The 21083-nt window shown below is 56.0% G+C and carries 20 protein-coding genes and 1 other RNA gene; 16 read left to right on the top strand and 5 right to left on the bottom strand.

Annotated elements, in window-relative coordinates; translation table 11 throughout:
- The first annotated feature begins 15 nt into the window (after positions 1-15).
- From prfC to AC0J1C_RS03685, 9 genes are all read left to right on the top strand, one after another.
- A complete protein-coding gene (prfC, locus tag AC0J1C_RS03645) occupies positions 16-1596 on the top strand; it encodes a peptide chain release factor 3 (protein ID WP_473045660.1) in 1581 nt (526 codons plus the stop codon).
- Between the two features lie 24 nt (positions 1597-1620).
- The gene (locus AC0J1C_RS03650; protein ID WP_473045661.1) at positions 1621-2406 is read left to right on the top strand and encodes a TatD family hydrolase; all 786 of its coding nucleotides are present in this window, start codon (positions 1621-1623) and stop codon (positions 2404-2406) included.
- Between the two features lie 192 nt (positions 2407-2598).
- On the top strand, positions 2599-3027 hold the full coding sequence (gene rplM / locus AC0J1C_RS03655) for a 50S ribosomal protein L13 (RefSeq protein ID WP_008176556.1): 429 nt from the start codon (positions 2599-2601) through the stop codon (positions 3025-3027).
- 12 nt (positions 3028-3039) lie between these two features.
- Entirely contained in the window at positions 3040-3432 is a 393-nt protein-coding gene (rpsI, locus tag AC0J1C_RS03660; protein WP_064226992.1) for a 30S ribosomal protein S9, read from the top strand.
- A gap of 242 nt (positions 3433-3674) precedes the next feature.
- Complete coding sequence (gene petA, locus AC0J1C_RS03665; protein WP_091991857.1) at positions 3675-4268, top strand: ubiquinol-cytochrome c reductase iron-sulfur subunit; 594 nt, start codon at positions 3675-3677, stop codon at positions 4266-4268.
- The gene (locus AC0J1C_RS03670) at positions 4268-5500 is read left to right on the top strand and encodes a cytochrome b (protein ID WP_091991855.1); all 1233 of its coding nucleotides are present in this window, start codon (positions 4268-4270) and stop codon (positions 5498-5500) included. The genes petA and AC0J1C_RS03670 overlap by 1 nt, the downstream gene beginning before the upstream one ends.
- Positions 5500-6255, top strand: coding sequence for a cytochrome c1 (locus tag AC0J1C_RS03675; RefSeq protein ID WP_473045662.1), 756 nt, complete (start codon positions 5500-5502; stop codon positions 6253-6255). The genes AC0J1C_RS03670 and AC0J1C_RS03675 overlap by 1 nt, the downstream gene beginning before the upstream one ends.
- 108 nt (positions 6256-6363) lie before the next feature.
- Entirely contained in the window at positions 6364-6993 is a 630-nt protein-coding gene (locus AC0J1C_RS03680; protein ID WP_473045664.1) for a glutathione S-transferase N-terminal domain-containing protein, read from the top strand.
- Positions 6994-7052: 59 nt separating this feature from the next.
- Positions 7053-7466, top strand: coding sequence for a ClpXP protease specificity-enhancing factor (locus AC0J1C_RS03685; RefSeq protein WP_473046496.1), 414 nt, complete (start codon positions 7053-7055; stop codon positions 7464-7466).
- 45 nt (positions 7467-7511) lie between these two features.
- Here the strand turns inward: AC0J1C_RS03685 and AC0J1C_RS03690 are convergent, their stop codons facing one another.
- The 3 genes from AC0J1C_RS03690 to AC0J1C_RS03700 are packed head-to-tail and all read right to left on the bottom strand — an operon-like array spanning position 7512 to position 10434.
- Positions 7512-8102: an SIS domain-containing protein gene (locus tag AC0J1C_RS03690; protein WP_473045666.1), complete on the bottom strand. Its 591-nt coding sequence runs from the start codon at positions 8100-8102 to the stop codon at positions 7512-7514.
- 10 nt (positions 8103-8112) lie between these two features.
- Positions 8113-8478 carry a YraN family protein gene (locus tag AC0J1C_RS03695; protein ID WP_473045667.1) on the bottom strand — a complete coding sequence of 122 codons (366 nt, stop codon included), beginning with the start codon at positions 8476-8478 and terminating at the stop codon, positions 8113-8115.
- A 27-nt stretch (positions 8479-8505) separates the two neighbouring features.
- Entirely contained in the window at positions 8506-10434 is a 1929-nt protein-coding gene (locus AC0J1C_RS03700; RefSeq protein WP_473045668.1) for a penicillin-binding protein activator, read from the bottom strand.
- 82 nt (positions 10435-10516) lie between these two features.
- Between AC0J1C_RS03700 and rsmI the strand changes: the two genes are divergently transcribed.
- From rsmI to AC0J1C_RS03715, 3 genes are all read left to right on the top strand, one after another.
- Positions 10517-11407 (top strand): 16S rRNA (cytidine(1402)-2'-O)-methyltransferase, encoded by an 891-nt coding sequence (gene rsmI, locus AC0J1C_RS03705; RefSeq protein WP_473046497.1) that lies wholly within the window; start codon positions 10517-10519, stop codon positions 11405-11407.
- Between the two features lie 57 nt (positions 11408-11464).
- An RNA gene (gene rnpB / locus AC0J1C_RS03710) (RNase P RNA component class A) lies at positions 11465-11815 on the top strand.
- A 52-nt stretch (positions 11816-11867) separates the two neighbouring features.
- Positions 11868-13262: a tyrosine-type recombinase/integrase gene (locus tag AC0J1C_RS03715; protein WP_473045670.1), complete on the top strand. Its 1395-nt coding sequence runs from the start codon at positions 11868-11870 to the stop codon at positions 13260-13262.
- Here AC0J1C_RS03715 and AC0J1C_RS03720 read toward each other — a convergent pair.
- Both AC0J1C_RS03720 and AC0J1C_RS03725 read right to left on the bottom strand, forming a co-directional pair.
- The gene (locus AC0J1C_RS03720; RefSeq protein ID WP_473045671.1) at positions 13239-13694 is read right to left on the bottom strand and encodes a MarR family winged helix-turn-helix transcriptional regulator; all 456 of its coding nucleotides are present in this window, start codon (positions 13692-13694) and stop codon (positions 13239-13241) included. The genes AC0J1C_RS03715 and AC0J1C_RS03720 overlap by 24 nt on opposite strands.
- Positions 13640-13804, bottom strand: coding sequence for a hypothetical protein (locus tag AC0J1C_RS03725; protein ID WP_473046587.1), 165 nt, complete (start codon positions 13802-13804; stop codon positions 13640-13642). Before AC0J1C_RS03725 ends, AC0J1C_RS03720 begins: the two co-directional genes overlap by 55 nt.
- Before the next feature lie 252 nt (positions 13805-14056).
- On the opposite strand from AC0J1C_RS03725, the gene AC0J1C_RS03730 reads away from it, so the two are divergent.
- Genes AC0J1C_RS03730 through AC0J1C_RS03745 form a run of 4 tightly spaced genes read left to right on the top strand, consistent with a single transcriptional unit; the run spans position 14057 to position 20794 of the window.
- Positions 14057-15610 (top strand): type I restriction-modification system subunit M, encoded by a 1554-nt coding sequence (locus AC0J1C_RS03730; protein ID WP_473045672.1) that lies wholly within the window; start codon positions 14057-14059, stop codon positions 15608-15610.
- The gene (locus tag AC0J1C_RS03735) at positions 15607-16851 is read left to right on the top strand and encodes a restriction endonuclease subunit S (protein WP_473045673.1); all 1245 of its coding nucleotides are present in this window, start codon (positions 15607-15609) and stop codon (positions 16849-16851) included. The genes AC0J1C_RS03730 and AC0J1C_RS03735 overlap by 4 nt, the downstream gene beginning before the upstream one ends.
- Positions 16848-20057, top strand: a complete 3210-nt coding sequence (locus tag AC0J1C_RS03740; protein ID WP_473045674.1) for a type I restriction endonuclease subunit R — start codon at positions 16848-16850, stop codon at positions 20055-20057. Before AC0J1C_RS03735 ends, AC0J1C_RS03740 begins: the two co-directional genes overlap by 4 nt.
- Positions 20058-20086: 29 nt before the next feature.
- On the top strand, positions 20087-20794 hold the full coding sequence (locus AC0J1C_RS03745) for an Abi-alpha family protein (RefSeq protein WP_473045676.1): 708 nt from the start codon (positions 20087-20089) through the stop codon (positions 20792-20794).
- Positions 20795-21083 lie beyond the last annotated feature (289 nt).

The following is a 21083-nucleotide window of genomic DNA, read 5'->3' on the forward strand; positions in this document are numbered from 1 at the left end:
GGTTCCGTTTCGATTATGTCTACCCTTTCCAAGGAAGTGGCCAAGCGCCGTACCTTCGCCATCATATCGCACCCGGACGCCGGTAAAACCACCATTACCGAGAAGGTCCTTCTGTTCGGGCAGGCTATCCAGAAGGCGGGAACCGTCAAGGGCAAGAAATCAGGACAGCATGCCAAATCCGACTGGATGGAGATGGAAAAGGAACGGGGCATTTCCGTCACCACCTCGGTAATGCAGTTTCCTTACGGTGGCCGGCTGGTGAACCTTCTGGACACGCCGGGCCACGAAGACTTCTCGGAAGACACCTACCGGACGCTGACTGCCGTGGACTCCTGTCTGATGGTAATCGACAGCGCCAAGGGCGTTGAGGAGAGAACCATCAAGCTGATGGAAGTTACTCGGCTTCGCGATACCCCGATCCTGACCTTCATGAACAAGCTCGACCGCGATACGCGGGATCCTGTCGAGCTCATGGACGAAGTGGAGGATGTGCTCAAGATTGCCTGCGCGCCGATCACCTGGCCCATTGGTATGGGCAAGAGCTTCAAGGGCGTTTACCACCTGTTGCGGGACGAGGTCATCCTGTATCAGTCCGGCCAGGGCCATACCATTCAGGAGAAGCGAGTCATTCCCGGGCTGGATAATCCCGAGCTCGATAAGGCCATTGGTGCCTATGCCGCCGACCTGAGAGACGAGATCGAGCTGGTCAAGGGGGCTTCTCACGAATTCGACCAGCAGGCCTTCCTCGCGGGCGAGCTGACGCCGGTGTTCTTCGGTACCGCTCTGGGTAACTTCGGCGTTGACCATATGCTGGATGGCCTTGTCGATTGGGCGCCAGCGCCCCAGCCAAGGGAAACCGACCAGAGGCTGGTGGAGCCTGCGGAAGACGGCTTCTCAGGATTCGTCTTCAAGATTCAGGCAAACATGGATCCCCAGCACCGGGACCGGGTGGCGTTCCTGCGCATCGTGTCTGGCAAATACAGCCAGGGCATGAAGGCCCGTCATGTCCGTATTGGCAAGGAGGTTCGCTTCTCGGACGCCCTGACCTTCATGGCGGGAGACCGCGAGCACGCAGACGAAGCCTTTGCTGGCGATATCATCGGACTGCATAACCACGGCACCATTCAGCTGGGCGACACCTTCACTGCGGGCGAGGACATGAAGTTCACGGGTATACCGAACTTCGCTCCGGAACTGTTCCGCCGGATCCGCCTGAAGGATCCGCTCAAGGCCAAGCAGTTGCAGAAAGGCTTGATCCAGCTGTCCGAGGAAGGCGCGGTGCAGGTGTTCCGGCCGCTTCGCAACAACGACCTGATTGTAGGCGCCGTCGGCGTACTGCAGTTTGATGTTGTGGTCAGTCGCCTGAAAAGCGAGTACAAGGTGGAAGCCATCTACGAGCCGATCAACGTAGCGACGGCGCGCTGGGTGACCTGCAAGGACGAGCGCAAGCTCGACGAGTTCCAGCGCAAGAACAACGACAACCTGGCGCTGGATGGCAGCGACAGGCTCGCCTACATTGCGCCAACCATGGTAAACCTGAACCTGGCTCAGGAGCGTTACCCGGACATTCAGTTCCACAAAACCCGGGAGCATTGAGGTTACCGGGGCAGGGAGGTGACCATGGAGTTGATTGACGCCCATTGCCATTTCGACTTTCCCCGCTTTGACGACTGCCGCGCTGCTGAGCTGGAGGCCGCTCGCGCCCAGGGCATGAGCCGCCTGGTCATCCCGGGCGTAAGACGCGCCGACTGGGCGCGCGTGCAGAAGACGGCGAACGCCCATGAAGGCCTCTACTACTGCCTGGGCATTCATCCCTGGTTCGTTGCCGAGCATGCCGAGGAAGACCTCGAGGAGCTGCGCCGGCAACTGGTTGCCAGGCCTGCCGGGTGCGTGGCCGTGGGTGAGTGTGGTCTTGACCGTTTGCATGGCAGTCTTGACGAACAGTGGCCCTGGTTTGAGGCGCAGATCAATCTGGCCTCGGAGCTTGCGCTGCCACTGGTGGTGCATTCGGTCAAAACTCATGACGAGATTCACGGTTGCCTGAGACAGCGCCATTGGTCCGGTCGTGCGTTGATCCACGGGTTTTCCGGCAGCAAGGAACAGGCCGGCAAGCTGGCCGATCTGGGGTGTTTTATCGGCATTGGGGGCGTGATTACCCATTCGCGGGCCCGTAAGACCCGGGAGGCGGTTGCCGGATTACCCCTGGACTGCCTGGTGCTGGAAACCGACGCCCCGGATATGGCGCCGGCGGGGGTGGGCAAGGGGCGCAATTCCCCTGTGTATCTGCCTCAAATTTTCCGGGCGCTTGCAGGCATCCGGCCAGAGCCTGAGGACGTTCTGGCCCGGGCTCTGATCGACAACGCGTGCCGACTGTACGGCTGGCCCGGCGTGCGGATAAGTGAATAACGAAACAGTGTGGCGCGGGGTTGGTTTTCCCGGGTGGTTCGAGTATACTTCGCGCCCTGGCTTTTCAAGGCGATGTCATTATCTCAGCCCCGAATGATGGCAGCGCAACACAGGTATGGAACCTCCTCCGGATGCCTTGCATTTACCGGTGGTGGTTTTTAACGTTTCTTTTATAGCGTTCAAGGCGGAATCATGAAGACTCTGAGTGCGAAACCAGAAACAGTAAAACGTGACTGGTACGTTGTAGACGCAGCCGGCAAGACGCTGGGTCGTCTGTCAACCGAAATCGCCCTTCGTCTGCGGGGCAAGCATAAGCCTGAGTACACCCCTCACGTAGACACCGGCGATTACATTGTTGTGATCAATGCGAGCCAGGTGCGGGTTACCGGCAAAAAAGCATCTGACAAGATGTACTACAGCCATACCGGCTTTCCAGGTGGAATCAAATCCATCAACTTCGAGAAGCTGGTCGACAAGGCGCCCGAGCAAATCATCCAGAAGTCTGTCAAAGGCATGCTTCCGAAAGGCCCGCTCGGCCGTGCCATGTTCAAGAAGCTGAAAATCTATGCCGGCGCTGAGCATCCTCACGCAGCCCAGCAGCCCAAAGAACTCGACATTTAACGGAAGGCGGATATGTCTGTAGCACAAAATTACGGTACTGGTCGCCGCAAGACATCCACGGCTCGGGTTTTCATCAAGCCGGGAAGCGGTAACATCTCCATCAATGGTCGCTCCATCGAAGATTTCTTCGGTCGTGAGACCCTGCGCATGATCGTTCGTCAGCCCCTCGTGGTTGCCGAGTCCACCGATCGTTTCGATATCAACATCACTGTCAAGGGTGGTGGTATCAGTGGCCAGGCAGGCGCTATTCGTCACGGCCTGACTCGCGCTCTGATGGACTATGACGAAACCCTGCGCCCGGCTCTGCGCAAAGCGGGTTACGTTACCCGTGACGCCCGTGAAGTCGAGCGTAAGAAAGTGGGTCTGCGCAAGGCGCGTAAGCGTCCTCAGTACTCCAAGCGTTAATCACGCTGGTGCAGAACCGAAAAAACCCGACCCTTCCGGTCGGGTTTTTTTATGTCTTGCCGGTTGGTCCCCGAATTGACGTGGCGCAGGGTGTGGGCGTCTGGCCGGGGCTTTCCGACTTGTAAGCCCCTGGTAATTTCATTACCATTTGGGCGCTTATATTTTTGGGTTGTGAAGTCCTTTAAGATGCACGTGCCGGCGGTTCTGCGGGCTGTAGCATCGCCTGATGGGAGAAAACCATAATGAGTAATGGCGACGTTAGCCAGGGCCGGCGCCGGTTTTTGATCGGTGCTACGTCTGTGGTAGGTGGAGCGGGCGTCGTCGGTGCGGCGGTTCCGTTTCTGGGGTCCTGGAACCCCAGCGCAAAAGCGGAAGCAGCCGGTGCACCGGTAACCGTCAATGTCAGCAAGATTGAGCCCGGTCAGCAGATTACGGTCGAGTGGCGCGGTAAGCCGGTCTGGATCATCCGCCGAACCGATACCATGCTTGAAAACATCGAGAAGCTGAATGAGGAAGTGAAAGATCCTCAGTCGGAAGCGCCTCAGCAGCCGCCGTACATTGACGGCATCTACCGCGCGCTCAAGCCGGAAATCGCAGTGCTCGTCGGGCTCTGTACCCACCTCGGTTGCGTGCCCAGCTACCGCCCGGAAGTGTCCCCGGAAGACCTGGGCGAGGACTGGCTGGGCGGTCTGTTCTGTCCCTGCCACGGCTCCAAGTACGATCTGGCTGGCCGGGTCTATGAAGCGCAGCCTGCGCCGTTGAACCTCGAAGTGCCGCCATACCGTTACGACGATGACGACACCCTGACCATTGGTCTTGATCCGGAGGCTGCGTGATGAACAAGTTCATTAACTGGGTGGATGAACGTCTGCCGGTCGTTGACGCCTGGAACAAGCACGTCGGCAAGTATTACGCGCCGAAGAACTTCAACATGTGGTACTTCTTTGGCTCTCTGGCCATGCTGGTACTGGTAAACCAGCTGGTTACCGGCATCTGGCTGACCATGAGCTACAACCCGACCGCGGAAGGTGCCTTCGCCTCTGTGGAGTACATCATGCGTGACGTTCAGTGGGGTTGGTTGCTCCGTTATCTGCATTCCACGGGCGCATCTGCTTTCTTCATCGTGGTCTACCTCCACATGTTCCGCGGCCTGATGTACGGCTCCTATCAGAAGCCCCGTGAGCTGATCTGGATCTTCGGCATGTTGATTTACCTGATCCTCATGGCCGAAGCGTTCATGGGTTACCTGCTGCCCTGGGGGCAAATGTCCTACTGGGGTGCCCAGGTTATCGTTAACCTGTTTGGCGCTATTCCGGTCATCGGTGAAGATCTGTCGCTCTGGATCCGTGGCGACTACCTGATCTCGGGTATCACACTGAACCGCTTCTTCGCCCTGCACGTGGTGGCCCTGCCCATCGTTCTGCTCGGTCTGGTGGTTCTGCATATCCTGGCTCTGCACGAAGTGGGTTCAAACAACCCTGACGGTATCGATATCAAGAAGAACAAGGACGAGAATGGCATACCCAAAGATGGTATCCCGTTCCATCCTTACTACACGGTTCACGACCTGCTGGGTGTGGGCGTGTTCTTCTTCATCTTCTTTATCGTGGTGTTCTTCTTCCCGGAAGGGGGCGGGCTGTTCATCGAGAAGCCCAACTTCGAGCCGGCGAACCCGCTGAAAACGCCTGAGCACATTGCCCCGGTCTGGTATTTCACGCCGTTCTACGCGATGCTTCGTGCGGTTACTGTCGACCTGTTCGGCCTCCCTGCCAAATTCTGGGGTGTCGTGGTCATGGGCGGCGCGATTGCGATCCTGTTTGTTCTGCCCTGGCTGGACAAGAGCCCGGTACGCTCCATGCGTTACAAGGGCTGGATGAGCCGTATCGCGCTGGCGATCTTTGTGGTGAGCTTCGTGGTGCTCGGCTACCTGGGGCTGGTGCCTGCTACCGCCGGTCGTACCGCGGTCGCCCAGATCCTGACCGTGCTTTACTTCCTCTACTTTATTCTCATGCCGTTCTACACGCGCATGGAGAAAACCAAGCCAGTTCCAGAGAGGGTGACAGGGTAATGAGAAAGCTGATATTTGGTCTTTTCATCGCAATCCTGCCGGCTCTCTCGCTGGCAGCAGGGTCGTCGGTTCCGCTGGATGAATTCGAGGCGGATCATTCAGACGACGCCTCTCTCCAGAGGGGCGCAGCCCTGTTTACCAACTACTGCATGGGATGCCATTCCATGGAGTTCGCCCGCTACAAGCGTGTGGCCGAAGATCTGGATATCCCGGACGAGCTGTACGAGGAAAACCTGATCTTCACCGGCGCCAAGATCGGCGAGCTAATGAAGAACTCCATGAAGAAAGAAATGGCGGCCGACTGGTTCGGTGCGCCGCCACCTGATCTGACGCTTGAGACCCGCCTACGCGGTGAAGCCTGGGTGTACTCTTATCTGCGTGGTTTCTACAAGGACGAAAGCCGTCCCCTGGGTGTCAACAACGTGGTGTTCCCGAATGTCGGTATGCCCCATGTGATGGTCAGTATGCAGGGGCTGTGTGCGGTGAAGCCGAACATTGGCGTTGAGGCCTCCGTGGAGCCGCTCAGCGGGAACATCAACAACGCCGACGTGTGTCCGGAGTATGCCATTGAGGGCACCATGTCTGGTGCGGAGTTTGACCAGGCCATGTACGACCTGACCAACTTCATGTCCTACATGGGTGACCCGGTCAAACTGGAGCGAGAGCGCCTGGGGATCTTCGTACTGATTTTCGTCGCCATTTTCTTCGTCTTCGCCTACCTGCTCAATCGTGAGTACTGGAAGGACGTGCACTGAGAAATAGGGTATAATCCCCGTCCCTGAGTTCCAGCGGGCAATAACCGGCCCGCTGGATTTTTGCGTTTTTCAGGATCATTTCGGTTTGTTTACTCGTGAGGTAGTTCTATGGGCGTTGTGACCAAGCGGTCATCAATGACGTTTTTCTCGGATCCTGCCAGCCATTACAGCCATAGGGTGCGTATCGTGCTGGCCGAGAAGGGTGTTACTGTCGATATCGTGGACGTGGATCCGGACAACCCCCCGGGCGAGCTGGCCGATCTCAACCCTTACAATGCCCTGCCGACCCTGGTGGACCGTGATCTGGTGCTCTACGAGCCCAATATCATGATGGAATACCTCGACGAGCGTTTCCCCCACCCTCCGCTGCTGCCGGTTTACCCGGTGGCGCGCGCGAACAGTCGTCTGATGATTCATCGGATCCAGAAAGACTGGTGTGGCCTGGTTGATCAGATTCTGGCGCAACCGACGGCCAAGGCTTCCGACGCGGCCCGTAAGGAATTGAAGGAAAGTCTCCTGGCGACCGCTCCGCTGTTTGGTGAGATGCCGTTCTTCCTGTCTGAGGAATTCACCATCGTCGATTGCTGCATTGCTCCGATTCTGTGGCGCTTGCCCGCACTGGGTATCGAGTTGACCGAGAAGCAGGCGAAGCCGGTGCAGAAGTATATGGACAGTATCTTTAGCCGGGAGGGCTTCAAGGCAAGCCTGTCTGACCTGGAAGAAGACATTCGCAGCTGATTGATCCAGGCATCGCCAGCCGGAGCAGGAGAGTGGCAGTGGTAGAGAGCAAGCACACCATGACGTCGAGTCGTCCGTACCTGGTGCGGGCCTTCAATGAATGGATTCTCGATAACGACTGCACTCCCTACATCGTTGTCGACGCCGGTGTACAGGGTGTTCAGGTCCCGACGGAGCATGTGGCGAACGGGCAGATCGTCCTGAATATCAGTCCGGGTGCCGTTCGTGGTCTGGTGATTGGCAACGGTGCCCTGGAATTCAGTGCTCGCTTCGGGGGTGTCCCCATGCAGGTGTTTATTCCGTTGCAGGCTGTCATGGCCATCTATGCCAAGGAAAATGGCGAAGGCATGGTGTTTGGCAGTGAGCCGGGCTCCCCTGATCCAGATGGCCCCGGGCGTGAACGCGAATCGGATACGTCAAATGGTGGTGAGGAGCGCCCCTCTGGAAGGCCGACCCTGAAAGTGGTCAAGTAGATCCAGAAAGAGCCCGAAAAAAGCCAGCAGCCGCTGGCTTTTTTGTTAGCCCCCGAAAAGTTTGCTGTCGATAAGTCCGCACAGGGCGTTGACGATGAGCAGCAGAAGCGGGGAAGCCTCCGACGGGCTCAGGTTATTGAGTGCGATCTCGTGATCTTCAGGATGAAGGAGTGAGGTAATGTCGGATTTCTCCCGGGCACTCAGAACTACCACGTTCATTTCCCGGTCGTGGGCCGCCTGGATGGCCTGAATCAGGTTGGCCTTGTGGCCATCGTCGACGATTACGAAGAGCAGGTCACCGGGTTTGCCAATGGCGCGAACCTGGCGTGAAAAAGTGTCATTGAAGCGATTGTCCCGACAGATCGCGGAGTAGGTTGTGGCGTCTGCTCCGAGGTTCAGGGCAGGCAGCGCCGGACGGTCCTGGTCGAACCGGTTGAGCAGCGCGGTGCAGAAATACTGGGCCAGGATGTTGGCATTGCCGTTGGCACAGGTGATGATCTTGCCATCCTGGAGCAGAGTGGCCACAAACGCATTGGCAACTCCCTCAATAGCCGGAGCGGTGCTGCTGGCTGCCTGTGCGGTGTGCTCCATATGGCTGGCGAACCATTGATTGATCTGGTGTTCGGTGTCGGTCATGGTACTTACTTCATGCTGCCAGGATTGCGTTCCGGATCCATTGTACCCGGTATTTGCTGACGGTTCCGGGGGTTATCGCAATGACATCGATGCGTGCTATCCGGTCCCAGAGTCCGTGCCTGTGGAGGTAGAACGAGGCGGCCCGAACGAGTCGCTGCTGCTTGGTGTGGTTGATGGAGCTTGCCGGGTCAACGAGGTGCCCGGGGCCCCGGTAGCGAACCTCAAAGAAAACCAGTGTCTCGCCGTCCTCGCCAATCAGGTCAATTTCGCCGCCGCGATTATACACGTTGCGCTCGATCAGCCTCACGCCTTTGCGTTTGAGATAGCGGGCGGCCACGCCCTCGAAGTGATTGCCGAGTGTTCTGTTGCCGTCCATGGCTCCGGGTCCTCATTATGCTGGCAGTCAGTTTTGCGGGGGCAGACTGGCCTCGGTGTTTTCAGTGGTGTCGGTTTCTTCGGGAGCGAGGTCTGGAATCAGTTCGGGAACGCCATCCCGGAACTTTGCCCACAGCTGTTCACGATGAATGCTGCCTTCGCTGGTCATGGTAAGTATGCCCGTGTGTCCGGCAATGGAGGCGCTCTGCACTTGCCTCAATAGCGGCAAGCGCTTGCTCAGTTGCCAGGCATCGGCACCCATGGCGAACAGTCGGCCAGGTTGCCCGCGTGTAGATGACAACAGGTCGGTGGCCTGCTCGCGTAGCTCATTCTCAGCGCCAAGGACCCAGGGGATGTCAGTGAAGGTAACGCCATTGAGATCCCTGTCCCGGCCCGGCGCCGGTGAGCCTTCATACACGATGGATGGGGAATAGACCGGCAGGTCGCCGCCAAAGTAGAAGGCAAAAAGTGGTTTGAATTGGCGGGCGATGGTGGGCTCGGCCACCATTACGATGGCGTCGGCATCCTGCCGGCGGCGCGGCTCGAACTCCACGTCCATGCCGATGGTTCGTTCCACCTGAATGGCCCTGTCCCGGGACACGGTAATGCCCAGCAGGTCTGCGGTTACGGCGCGAAGATTGTCCTCCCGGAAAAAGCGCTCTATATCCAGGGCGGTGCCGCCATGAGTGCCCATCCGTTCAAGTAGTGCCGCCTCCACGCGGTCACCCCATTCACCCTGGGGGATGAGAACCAGCACCTGCTGCAGATCCCGGGCAGCCAGACGATCGGCGATCTGGCGGGCTTCGTCTTCGGCAGAAAGGCCGAACTGGTAGAGGCCATCGGGTGGCTGGATATCGGCGGGCAGGTAATTGAGGCCCAGGGCGGGCACCGGCAACGTGTTCATATTGCCAAGTTGCGCCAGGGCGTCTTTTTCCAGGGGGCCGACAATCAGATCAATGTTCTGCCGTGACAACTGCTGGTACAGATCGGTGAAGGAGGTCTCGGACGTATCGAAGATCCGGATATCGGTTTCGCTCCGGTCGGCCGATTGATCCAGGTAGTAGGCTGCCAGGAACCCGTCCCGTATAGCCTTGCCCGCCGTTGCCAGAGGGCCCTGCATCGGCAGGGCCAGTGCAATTCTTTCCGGCCTGCTTGCAGCAAGACTGGCAATCAGACGAAGTTCCGAGGGCAGCACCTGGGCCGCCGGGTGCCCAGGCCAGTTATTCTGCCAGCTCCTGATAATGCGGCCCTTCTCATCAATACTGACGTCCGGCGCCCGTACGAGGCTGGCCAGTTCGAGCCATCCCTGAGCTTCATAGCCAAGGGCGTCGGCCGAAGCTGACGCCAGTTCCTCATCGGATACCTTCTCCAGGAGTGACCAGATCCGGTTGTGAATATTCTGGGCATCGGAGGAAGTATCGGTTTGGGCAAGAACCATCAGGGTGTTGGCTGCAGGCAGGGGTTTGCCCGCGAGCAGGAAGGTATCGGCCTGGAGATTGGCGGCCCTTGTGATCAGGTTGGGGGGGTAGTCAACAAAATCGGCAGGCGACAGGTTTGTAGTGAGCTGTTTGGCCCATGATCTGTCTTCCAGCGCGACGGCGCTGGCCATGGCAAGCAGTTGCTTCTGGCCGGCAAGGCCTGGTGCTGGTTGCGCCAACTGATCGCTCTGCAGTAGTGTTCGTGCGGCCGTGTGATTGCCCTGATCCTGGAACCGGCTGGCAATCCGGAGCAGATAGGCCTGGGCGGTTTCCGCGTTGTCTTCGTTGCCGGCCAGCTGGAGGGCCTCGTTTGCGGTCTGGGCGACGTGTGATTCAAGGTTCACGCTGGCACAACCGGCGGATAGAAGGACCGCGGTTATAATGCTGGCCAGGGCTCGGTGATGAACGCGGATCTTTATCATGGCAGGCTCGACATACTCCGGATGATTGGGCTTGTAGCGCCAGTTTAACGGTGGCAAGTTTAACAGCTCCCGGTTCAATTCACATGACGTAACTGTCACGGAGCCGGTGTTCCATACCAGAGAGGCATTCAGCTTGAAGATCGAGGGTAATGAATCGGGTAACCACGTCGGTGGGAAGGAGTCTTCTGCGGGCACTCTCTATGTGGTGGCAACGCCCATTGGCAATCTCGATGATCTGTCTACCAGGGCCACCCGAACGCTGGCGCACGTGGCCGTGGTCGCAGCGGAGGACACCCGGCACAGCGGGCGGCTGCTCAGTCATCTCGGCTTGCACAAGCGATTGATTGCCCTGCACGACCACAACGAGAAAGACCGGGCGTCGGCGCTGATTGCCGAGCTGGCGGCCGGGCGCGATGTTGCGTTGATCTCGGACGCGGGCACGCCGCTGATTTCGGACCCCGGGTACGTGGTGGTCCGCGAAGCTCGCTTGGCTGGTTATCCGGTAAGTCCCATCCCCGGTCCCTGCGCGTTGGTGGCCGCCCTGAGTGCGGCCGGCCTACCTACCGATCGGTTTCTGTTCGCAGGGTTCCTGCCTGCCAAGCGCGCTGCCCGTCGATCAGCTCTGGAGTCCCTGGGTTCGGAAACAGCGACCCTGGTTTTCTACGAGTCGCCGCATCGGGTGTTGGACTGTGTGCAGGATGTGGCGGACATTCTGGGACCGGACCGGGAAATCGTCCTCGGTCGGGAAATCACCAAGACATTCGAGACCTTTTATTCCGGCGCCGTTTCGGCGGTGCAGGACGCGTTGGAGGCTGACCCTCATGGCAGTCGCGGAGAGTTTGTGTTGATGATTCGCGGCGCGCAGGCGGAGACGGGCAAGGAAGGCACCGGTGAGCTGGACACGGACAGGCTTATCCGGGCCCTGTTGCCGGAACTGCCGGTAAAGAAGGTGGCCAGGATTGCTTCCGAGCTCACCGGGTTGTCGAAGAACGAGCTCTATCAGAGGGCGCTCGCCCTGAAGGAAGGGTGAGTCGGCCGCACTCCGGTTTTTCTTGCATGGTGGGGAGGGCAGGAGTATGGTCAGCGCCGAGCTCGCCAGACAGTCGCCGCCGGTTTCACCGGGGGAGGAAAGTCCGGGCTCCACAGGGCAAGGTGCCAGGTAACGCCTGGGCGGCGCAAGCCGACGGAAAGTGCAACAGAAAGTATACCGCCTAAGCGCCTTCGGGCGCCGGTAAGGGTGAAATGGTGCGGTAAGAGCGCACCGCGTGGCTGGCAACAGTCCACGGCGATGGTAAACCCCACCTGGAGCAAGACCAAATAGGAATCCAATGGCGTGGCCCGCGCTGGATTCGGGTAGGTTGCTTGAGGCCTGTGGTGACGCAGGCCCTAGATGAATGACTGTCCACGACAGAACCCGGCTTATCGGCGAGCTCGCTCAATTTTTCTCTTGATATTTCAGCATGTTATGGCGATTTTGCTGAGGTTTCAAGATGTCGGTACGAAAACTGGTACAAAGTTATCATCCCTACATTTCCCGTCGCGGAAATAACTACTGCTTCCGGTTTGCTCTTCCCCGTCATGTTCGGCAGCTCTGTCCAGAGTTGCCCACTGAGATCAAAAGAACTCTCAAGACCGACTCTTTCTCGGAGGCCGTGGTTCAGGTCAACGGGAAGAGTGAGCTCATCGTCCGAATAAAGCAGTCAAGGGACAGGGTAACGCTGAAGCGCCTCTGTGGCTCTCTGGCAAGCTTCGATCATGAACGAGAGAAGATGGTTGCGGACAGCCTAAAGGGGGCTTGGGCGTGGTCTCAGGCGGGCGTAACGATACCTGAAGGTAAACCCGAAACAGTCGAAGTCATTCCCCCCGAGCTCCAGTCTCCAACACTCTCCGAGACGTGGAACGATTTCGTTGCTTGGAAGAGTTGGACGAAGAAACGCGCCGGTATCAACGCCAACTTAATGGACAACCTCTTGTTCTTTCTCGGGGATGTTCAGGTCCACACGATCACTAAAAGGGATCTTCGCGGTGCCCTGGAGTCGATCCGGGGATTGCCTCAGCGGAACCGGGGGCCATATCGGGGGAAGAGCCTTCAGGAGATCTCTTGTATGGAGATTCCGGAAGAGCACCGAGTAGCTGACAAGACGGTGAAGGAGCACCTCAAGCTTTGTCAGAGCCTGTTCAGCGCCTATCTCGTCAAAGAGCGTGAGATCCTGCAGGTTTCCCCCACGGACAATCTCAGACTGGACGTCGAGGATCAGCGTTTTGCCTGTCTCGGGGATGCCCAAGTTCTTGGCGTATTGGAGAAGGCCAGGAAGAAACCGGAATGGGTCCGATGGTTCCTGTTGATCGCTGCCTATTCGGGGGCAAGAAGGTCAGAGATCGCTCGTTTATACACAGAAGACTTCAAGATCTGTCCCGACACTGGGCGGCACTATTTCGTGGTTAAGACAGGGAAGACGAGAGCCGCACGAAGGATCGTTCCCATACATCACACCCTAGTGGCGGAAGGCTTGCTGGCCTGGGTCCGGGAGATCGATGGCCCTCTCTTTGGGATCGTTCAGGCTAATCCCAACAGGATCACGGACCATTTCGGTTCCCTGGTTGGCGAGAAAACCAACGACCTCGGGGAAAGGTTGGTGTTCCACTCCCTGCGTCACACCTTCATTACCAAGTCCCGCTCGGCAGGAGCGTCCACTGTTCTTGTCCAGCAGGTCGTTGGTCACGAGAAACGAGGGGCAGGGATCACGGATCGTTACACCCACTCGTTCCCGCTCAGAGATGTTTTGCCAGTGGTGGACCTCGTCAGTTATCAACGAAGTCCAGCCGATCATTCTACTGGCTCAGCCAACCATGACGACGTTTCATCGAAGGGTGTCATTGACTAGCGCCGCGAACTCTTTCCCCTTTTCGGTAAGGTACAGCTTATGACGTCTGGAATCTGTTGGATCGGGTCTGGCCTCGACCATATCGTACCCGGGCTCACCGTGGCGGTTCGTCTTTGAGAGCCGGGCAATGTTTCGAGAGCACGAAGATTGGCTCAGTTTGGCTCGTGCCATAAGTTCTTTCACCGTGATTCCAGGTTGCATCGCTATCAGGAGCAAAATGTGAGCGGTTTGAAGTGGTAGGTCATTATCGAGGCTTCGGAATTGGCCGAGAAAATGACTGCATCTGTTCATCATGATCTTCATTCGCAGGGAGGTTGAAGGCTCCGGAGACGTAGTTGGGTCATCACGGGTCGATGCGGATTGTTCGAGCATTTTATTCATTCCTTGGTTTGGATAGGGAGGCGGTTCAGGTGAAGGCCAGTTTGGTTCCATGCAACTTCACCCACGTTTGGGAGTCGGACGTAGAAGTCGCCGATAAAAAGGCAGAGAACGAACTTTCCAACCTCAAGACCGACACCTGATGCCTCAATCTGAATCTTCATATCAACTTGCTCCTTCGAAAAGATAGGGCTTCTTAGGTATAGCAATCGTAAAAATATATATCAATCAATGATCTACAATTCACATTCGGGTTAGTTGAGACGCTGCATAGGTTTAGGTCCGGCAGTTAGAAAAGTCGTCTGCGCAGTACTCCAATACTGTGGGGTAATAAAGCGCTGGGTGCGTCCATTGGCAGCCGATCTGCTAAGATCTTGGCAACACTCATTAATTAGCTAACGGTCGGAGACAAACCTTTGGTAGACGGAGATGTAGCAAAGCGCCTATGGGCAGCAGCGGACCAGCTGTGGGCAAACACAGGACTGAAGCCCGCTGAGTTTTCGACACCCGTTCTGGGCCTGATCTTTCTGCGATATGCCGAGAAGAAGTATGCAGCAGCGGAAGAGAAGCTTGGCCCTATCAATTCCGGAGGACGGCGGAAGGTCAAGAAGGAAGACTACTTGGCAGAGGGGGTTATCTTTCTTCCGCAAGAGGCTCGGTTCTCCCACCTCCTGGAGCTCACTGAAGGGGACAACATCGGCAAGGCCATCAACGAGGCCATGAAGGCCGTTGAGGAAGAGAACTCAGAGCTGAGGGGCGCTCTGCCTCGCAATTATACGGCGCTCGAAAACTGGGTCCTGATGGAGTTGCTCAAGCAAATTGGCCCTGTCGATCTTTCGGGTGATGCGTTCGGGAAGGTCTATGAATACTTTCTCGCCAATTTTGCCTTGAAGGAAGGTCAGAAAGGCGGGGTCTTTTACACTCCGGAATCCATCGTAAAGCTGATCGTTGAGATTCTGGAGCCATACCATGGGCGGATCTTCGACCCCGCTTGTGGATCCGGTGGCATGTTTGTCCACTCGGCAGATTTTGTGAGTCGTCATCACAAGACAGCGATGGACGAGATCTCAATCTTCGGTACTGAGAAGGATCAAACAACCGTCAATCTGAACAAGATGAACCTGGCGGTGCATGGTCTTTCTGGCGATGTGCGAGTTTCCAATACCTATTACGAGGACCCGCACAACTCGGTAGATAAGCTGGGCGGACGTTTTGATTTCGTCATGGCGAACCCCCCGTTCAATGTGTCGGGCGTGGACAAAGAGCGCCTCGAGGGTGATCCCCGTTTCTCTCTAGGTATGCCGAAGACTGACAATGCCAACTACCTTTGGATTCAGCTGTTTTATAACTCACTGAGTGAGAAAGGCCGTGCGGGGTTTGTCATGGCTAACTCCGCTGGGGATGCTCGGGGCAGTGAGCAGACTATTCGGCAGAAGCTGATCGAGTCTGGGGCAGTGGACGTGATTGTCTCGGTGGGACCCAACTTCTTCTATACGGTGACGCTACCTTGCACACTCTGGTTCTTCGATAAGGCTAAGGAGGCCTCAAATCGGGCTGATCAAGTGCTGTTTATCGACGCTCGTCATATCTTCCGCCAAATTGATCGAGCTCACCGTGACTGGCTGCCAGAGCAGATTGAGTTCCTGGCTAATATCGTGCGGCTTTACCGCGGAGAGACTGTTGAGCTGGAGCAGGGAAGCAAATCGCTCCTGGCCGATAAGGGCTTGGCGGAGGGCTACGCGGATGTGCCGGGACTCTGTAAGGTGGCTACTCGGGGAGAGATTGAGGCGCAAGGCTGGTCGCTCAATCCCGGACGCTACGTTGGGGCGGCAGCGAGAGAAGCCGAGGATGTCGACTTTAATGAACGGCTTGAGGAACTGGCTGAGGAATTAGAAGTATTAAACTCTGAGGCGAGGGAATTGGAGGGCCGGATTGGTGAAAACGTCGCCAGAGTGCTAGGTGCAAGATGATGCAGTGGGAAACAAAAAAGCTGGGAGATGTCGCCGACTTCTACCTTGGAAAAATGCTCGATAAGAAAAAGAACAAGGGTGAATTACTGCCTTACTTGGCAAACGTCAATGTACGTTGGGGTGAGTTTGAGCTTGGTGACCTCAGAGAGATGCGGTTTGAGAATCGTGAGAAGGAGCGTTATGGCTTAGAACATGGTGACATCGTGATGTGTGAAGGTGGAGAACCCGGAAGATGTGCCATTTGGAAGAATCAGATTCCGGGCATGATGTTTCAGAAGGCGCTTCACCGCATCAGGCCAAATGACTGCTTAGATAACCGTTTCCTGTACTACTGCTTTCTTAATCGTGGGCAAGAAGGTGGATTTGATCAGTACTGCACGGGGTCAACCATCAAACATCTTCCCCGGCAGAACTTGGCGATGGTAGAGGTTTCGGTGCCTCCCCTGGCAACTCAACAATCCATTGCATGCATCCTCTCTGCGTACGACGAACTCATCGAGAACAACACTCGCCGCATCGAGATCCTTGAGGAGATGGCCCGGCTGCTTTACGAGGAGTGGTTCGTGCACTTCCGGTTCCCTGGGTACGAGAAAGTAAGCTTTAAGGAGAGTGAGCTCGGGAAAATTCCTATGGAGTGGGAAATTTCCGAGCTCGATCACTTAATGAGCTTTCAGGGAGGTTCACAACCACCAAAGTGTGAGTGGGTTGAAAAGCAATCGGATGGTTACGTCAGGATGGTTCAAATACGTGACTATGCGAGTGACTCTTACGTTGCATATGTTAGGGACACCAAGAAATTGCGCAAATGCGGCCCCCTAGACATCATGATAGCGAGGTATGGCGCTTCGGTTGGGCGCATTTGCTGGGGGTTAAGCGGAGCTTATAACGTTGCATTAGTAAAGGTTCAGCCTAAAGGCCCTCACTTTAGAGAGTTTTTGAGGAGCACTCTTAGTGGAAAAACCACTCAAGAGCTCTTAATTGGTATGAGCGGCAGGACAGCCCAGGCAGGTTTTAACAAGTCAATCTTGAAAAGTATTTCGGTAGCAGTACCAAGCGATCCAAGGATTCTTTACGATTTTGAAAGTTTCGCGCTACCAATTAGAAAGGAGATCTTGGTGTTGCGAGCTAAAAATGCCAACCTTCGCGCCCAGCGCGATGCGCTCCTGCCCAAGTTGGTTACTGGTGAGATCGACGTATCCACTTTACTCATGCCCAACGACGAGGAGGTCGATGCAGCATGACTCCCCCTCCCTTTTCCGCCCACGACTATTCAGAGGATTCCCTGGTCGAGCAGCCAGCCATCGAACTCTTTAAGTCACTCGGATGGGAAACGGCAAATCTATACGGTGAATGGACAGGGAGTCACTCCAGCGAGGGCCGTCAAACTCAGCAGGAAGTCGTTCTGCAACCAAGGCTTCTGTCTGTGCTGGAACGATTAAACCCGGATTTGCCCTTGGATGCCTTGGACAAAGCACTGGAAGAGCTGACTCGGGATCGGTCTACTCTGATTCCCTTGAATGCGAATCGAGAGGTGTATGGACTCCTCAAGTCCGGCATTAAAGTTGAGGTAGTGAACGATGATGGAGTTCATTCCACCGAGACTGTCAGGCTGATTGATTGGACTGATCCAGGCAATAACGATTTCTTGCTGGCCTCCCAGCTCTGGGTGAAGGGCGAGCTTTATACCCGCCGTACCGACTTGGTCGGGTTCGTGAATGGCATACCCCTGCTCTTCGTCGAGCTGAAGGCCAGTCATAAGACTCTCAAAGCAGCATTTGACGACAACCTCACCGACTACCGCGCAGTAATCCCTCAATTGTTTACTTACAACGCAGCTCTGATCCTGTCCAATGGGTCCGAGACAGTAGTTGGTAGCACCTTCTCGCCCTGGGAGCACTTGTTTGAGTGGAAGCGGATCAATGACGAAGGAGAGCAGGGGGTGGTTTCCCTGGAGACCGCGATTCGCGGAATGGGTGATCCTCGCCGTCTTCTCGACATCGTGGAGAACTTCACGGTTTTCGAAGAAGCCCAAGGTGGTCTGATCAAGAAGATTGCCAAGAATCACCAGTACCTTGGGGTCAACAAGGCCATTGCCGAGCTGCTGAAGGTGAAAGATCGACCGGCGGGTGAGGCTGGCAGACTGGGGGTGTTCTGGCACACCCAGGGTTCCGGTAAATCTCTCTCGATGGTGTTTTTCACCCAAAAGATTCATCGCACCGTCCCCGGAAACTGGACTTTCGTGGTTGTGACGGACCGGCAGGAATTGGACGAACAGATCTACAAGACCTTCGCAGCTACCGGATCGGTGAATGAGGCTGAAGCCCAGGCAGAGAGCCGCGCTCATCTAAAACAGCTCCTGACCGAAGATCATCGCTATGTTTTCACTCTGATCCAGAAGTTCGGGACCAAGCAGGGCGAGGCTTTTCCTAAACTGTCAGATCGCCAGGACGTTATCGTCATTACCGACGAGGCTCATCGCTCTCAGTACGACACCCTGGCAATGAACATGAGGACGGCTTTGCCCAACGCTGCCTTTCTGGGGTTCACCGGCACACCTCTTATGGCTGGAGAGGAGAAGACCAAGGAAGTCTTCGGCGATTACATTTCTGTCTACGACTTCGGTCAGTCCATTGAAGATGGGGCCACGGTCCCGCTGTATTACGAGAACAGAATTCCAGAGCTTCAGCTCGTCAATGAGAATCTGAACGATGATCTAGCCCAGCTCCTTGAAGATGCTGAGCTGGATGAAGAGCAAGAGCGGAAGGTCGAACGTGTCTTTGCCAGGGAGTATCACCTGATCACGCGTGATGACCGTCTGGAGGCTGTCGCTGAAGATCTGGTGCACCACTTCATCGGTCGCGGCCACCAGGGTAAGGCGATGATGGTCTGCATCGATAAGGCCACCGCTGTTCGCATGTTCGACAAGGTGCAAGCTCATTGGAAAGCGAACCTCGAAAAGCTCAAAGCCAAATTATCTGATGCTCCAGAAGACAAACGGCCAGAGCTTGAACACAAGATCCAGGTGCTGACTGATACCGATATGGCAGTGGTGGTCTCCCAGGGCCAAAACGAGGTCAAAGAACTCGCGGACAAAGGGCTGGACATTCTCCCTCACCGGAAGCGGATGATCGATGAAGACTTGGATGAGAAGTTCAAGGATGCCGCCGACCCACTGCGACTGGTCTTCGTCTGTGCGATGTGGATCACCGGCTTCGACGTTCCGTCCTGTTCCACCATCTACCTCGACAAGCCAATGAAGAACCACACCCTGATGCAGACCATTGCCAGGGCTAATCGGAAGTATCCAGGCAAAGAGGCCGGTCTGATCGTCGACTATGCGGGGGTCTTCCGGAAGCTCCAGGAGGCGTTGGCCATTTACGGCGGTGTGAAGGCAGGAGAGGACCACCCGCCATACGGAGGCAAGGGCGGATCCGGCGCTGACTCACCTATTCGGCAGAAGTCGGAGTTGGTGGAACACCTGAAGCACCTAGTTGCCAGGGCAGTGGCCTTCCTCAAGAACAAGCAGATCGATAACGAGGCTATCAAGAGCACTGGCGGATTCCAGAAGGTGGCCCTTCTCGATGACGCAGTGGAGAAGCTACTTGAGAATGAGGAGACCAGGAAGTCGTTCAATGCGATGGCTCGGACGATCTCTCGGGTTTACCGGGCAATTCTTCCAGACCCGTTAGCTCAGGATCTTGCTCCGGATGCGGTACTCATTTCTGTTCTGGCTCAGAAGATCAAGTCTCTAGATCCTGAAGTGGACATCTCGGGGGTAATGCGGGATGTAGACGATCTGCTGGATCAATCAGTCGCCCCAGTTCCGTACCTTATTAGGGACGATGAAGACACGAAGCTCTATGACATAAGCAAGATCGACTTCGATAAATTGAAGGAGCGATTTCAGAAGGGCAGGAAACGGACAGAGGTCGAGAAACTTAAGGCGCTCTTGAGCCAAAAGCTGGAGGAGATGGTCACCGCCAATCCTACTCGGGCGGACTTCATGGAGAAGTTTCAGAAACTGATCGATAAGTACAACTCTGGGACACTGAATATCGAAGAGCTGATGAAGGAGTTAATGTCTTTCACCGAGAACCTCCAGGATGAGGATCAGAGGGCTATTCGCGAGGGCCTGACCGAAGAAGAGCTGGCCCTGTTCGATATCATTACCAGGCCCGCCCCTGAGATGACTGAGAAAGAGTTAGCTCGTGTTAAGGCTATGTGCCGAGAGTTACTTGGGGTGCTGAAGACCGAGAAGCTGGTTCTGGACTGGCGCAAGAAGGCCAGGGCGAAGAGCGAGGTGCGCCGGACCCTAGAGATTGAATTCGATAAGGGGCTGCCCGAGAGCTTCGACGAGGATCTCTATGACGAGAAGTGCGAGGCGGCTTTCCATCATATTTTCTCCAGCTACTTCGGACCGGGAAGCAGTGTCTATGATCGGCCCTAACCTGAGCTGGTTACCTCTGGGAGGTGGGTATGAGTGAAGAAGCTAAGGCGGTAAAGGCGGTAGCCGATGCATCTGGTAAGGCTATTGATGCCAGCCGCCAGTTCGGCAGCTTCATTGCGAAGTATGTCGGAGGCCCACTAGAGCAAGGAATGGGCATCTTCGAAGACCGGTTGAAGTATCTCCGATGGGAGCGGCAGGTCCGATTGATGGAGCGCGCCAATGCTTTTCTGGCTGAACGTGGCCTTCAACAGCCGACCAGGAATATCCCCCTCCAGATTGCGATTCCTCTGATTCAGGGTGGATCTCTGGAGGAGGATAATGAGCTTCAAGACCGATGGGCGATGTTGCTTGCGAATGCGGGAGATGAGTCCTCGGGAGCAGAAGTCCGACGAGCTTTTATCAGTATCCTTGAAGATCTCTCTCCTCTTGATGCCGTGGTTCTGGAAAGGATCTATGACCCGGCAATGGTATTCGGTGAGCGTCATGAGGTATGGACTTATAACTTGCCGGACCGGGCAACAACAACAAAGCCTGAAGATGAGGGGCTTCTTCCCTCTGACAACGTGCAAGTCTCCCTGGGTAATTTGGCGAGGCTCGGTTTGGTTTCGACAGGATCTTCATGGGGTGGCATGGCAATTGTGAGCTGCGTTTACCGCACCCTACTCGGTCAGGAGTTCGTTCGAGCACTCAGCTTAAAGCCCATATCAAGTAAGTCGCCCGATGAAACGGATCTATGATGGGGACAAAAAATAAGGGCACTCTCCCTCACGCCTGAATAATCCAGACATAAGGGAGAGGACGGACTCGGAAACAAATGGATTGTTGATGCTCTAGAAGTTCTTTAGAGGGTTAACAATCCTTTTCTCTCCCTACGCTGTCATGACTAACCAGCGGTAGTTCTTCGAAAGTAAGTTCGGGCACCTCGCCCTTTTCCTTCTGTATGAAGAATCCAACCCAGTTCTAAGATTTTCTGATATAGCGAGGAACCCTCTGTTCTTATCTGTTGTGTAAGTGACTTCCATTTCT

Source organism: Marinobacter sp. E2, assembly GCF_055755345.1.